This window comes from Paramuribaculum intestinale (assembly GCF_003024925.1).
Taxonomy (GTDB): Bacteria; Bacteroidota; Bacteroidia; order Bacteroidales; family Muribaculaceae; genus Paramuribaculum; species Paramuribaculum intestinale.
Genome location: NZ_PUED01000300.1, coordinates 1 through 1,994 on the forward strand (window position 1 = coordinate 1; position 1,994 = coordinate 1,994).

Genomic DNA, 1,994 nt, shown 5'->3' on the forward strand with positions numbered 1-1,994 from the left:
CTATTCATGTGTGCTTTTATGAAATGAGAATGTTCCGGCTTCGTAGTATTCAGGCATATTATTGGAATACATCGCATTTAGTGCCGTCAACAACTGTTTTTCTGTTGCCCAGACACCAAAGGGAAGATCGCCAAGTTCCGAACTGCGTCCTTTTTGCGGATGACTCAATAATAAATCAAGGAAGCGGACCATTCCACAGTATAGATTGAGACAAAAATTGCAAGGATCTTTCAGGTCATCTTGAAGTACGGTGATGTCGCTCCAGTAAGTTATTTTTTTGAACATTTCAATAGCTGCAGGTCTCTGACGCCCAGCCCAAAAGGGAAGTGATGTAATACAATATGAATGGTCGGCATAATTCCATAGCTCTGACATTATTTCTGAGGAATATTCCCAAGAGCTGTATCCTGATATATAATCGCCAAGGCAGGTTACCAGAACTGCCATAAGCTCATTATCGTCATGAATAGCCTCGCGACACTGCGCAATGTCGGTCAGGAGGATGTGTTCATCCTCCTCCTTGCCGCATGCTTTCAACAGGCTACTGTCCGTGTTGCAGTACACAAACCGGATGTCATCAAAATTCTTCTTGGCTCTGAGCCGGTCTACAATCATCCCGGCACGATAGCCTAATGCTACAACTCTAAACATAGTTTTTTTTGATTAGTCCCACCAATAGGTGAGGTTGTGGTCAAGGAACTTCCAGAGGATTTTGTAGGCTTTGGCCCGGCGAAGAACTGATAAACGAAGTACCTTGAGATTGTCATCTTTGTCTTTGCCTATTTTATCGAAATCATACTGACTGAAAATACGTCCTATATATCGGGAGGCATTGTGGATGTTTACGTATATGCCCTCTATACCATCGTTATCTGAAGCCAATTCGAGCAGACGGCAACAGAGCTCCATGCGTGATACATAGAGCCTGCTGTTAGTGAACCGGTCGGTATATCGGTGGTAGCCAATGTGGTATTCAATCCGCTTGCGGAGAATGTCGAGAATGTAAATCCAGTCAATCGCCGAATCGTTGGCAATTGCGTCTTTCCAATAATAACAAGCCTTTCGTTTCAGGCTCAGATCTTTTCCTGGATTTTCTACGTAATCGCAAGCGAATTCTTCCTCGAAATATTTCTGGCAGTCTTTATGATAACGAGTCTGCGTCTTGAAGTCGTAGAGTGTCGACCAGTATAGCAGGTGAGCCGCGAGTTCAGCGACAGTCGACTTCTCCGTATCGTCGAATATCACCTCTCGCCCCACAAGCCACTCAATCGGGTCGGGAGCTCCCGCAACATGAATCATACCCTCAAAGTCACGAACAATCTGCATGGGCTTTTCGGAACGTGTGTTATCAATGGGCAGATTGCGAATTGTATAAAACAGTGTCTTATACAAATTCCTGACGCTTTCCGGCTCGTTATAACAGGTTTGAAGCGTGCACCATACATCTTCAAACTCCGAGTTGATAAAGTATTCCTTGTAAATCATGTTGCAAAGTTAATGTAAGAGACTGTCAAAAGTTGTCAGTATGTTGTAAGAATATCTTCTAATTAACGTTTTCTACGGTGAAGATATTGAATTATAATAGCAACATGGGTGTTACCAATCATCCTTCAGACGACATAAATCGATTAAATCCATACCTCTCGATTGTGTTGTAATTTACAAGTGGCTCTTCAGCTACAATTGTCAGACTCCTTTTTTGATGATTAGTCTATTACAATAAAGACGATAACGGTCTGATGACTTTAAAAAATCAGGAATGCATTTATAAATTTCATCACTAAATAATAATAGCCCATCATGAGGGCCTTTGCGAAACAATTTATATTTCAAGATAGCAATCTTTCTATCACAGCTACCTTTAAAGGTCGACTGCCCCTCATCATATGCGAAATCAACATCCCTCGTTTCATCATATTTATTGAATCGAGCATTCCATCCATTATATTCGTGACTTATAAGCTCCAGTTTTTTAAGATTATACTCTAAAAAAA

At 41.4% G+C, this 1,994-nt stretch carries 3 protein-coding genes; all 3 read right to left on the reverse strand.

Going from position 1 to position 1,994, the window contains the following annotated elements; all coding sequences use genetic code 11:
- Entirely contained in the window at positions 1 to 651 is a 651-nt protein-coding gene (locus C5O24_RS12960; RefSeq protein ID WP_133165598.1) for a hypothetical protein, read from the reverse strand.
- Between the two features lie 12 nt (positions 652 to 663).
- Positions 664 to 1,326, reverse strand: coding sequence for a hypothetical protein (locus C5O24_RS12965; protein ID WP_133165599.1), 663 nt, complete (start codon positions 1,324 to 1,326; stop codon positions 664 to 666).
- 360 nt (positions 1,327 to 1,686) lie between these two features.
- A partial coding sequence (locus tag C5O24_RS14385; protein ID WP_205961125.1) for a hypothetical protein occupies positions 1,687 to 1,994 on the reverse strand: 308 nt, incomplete at its 5' end.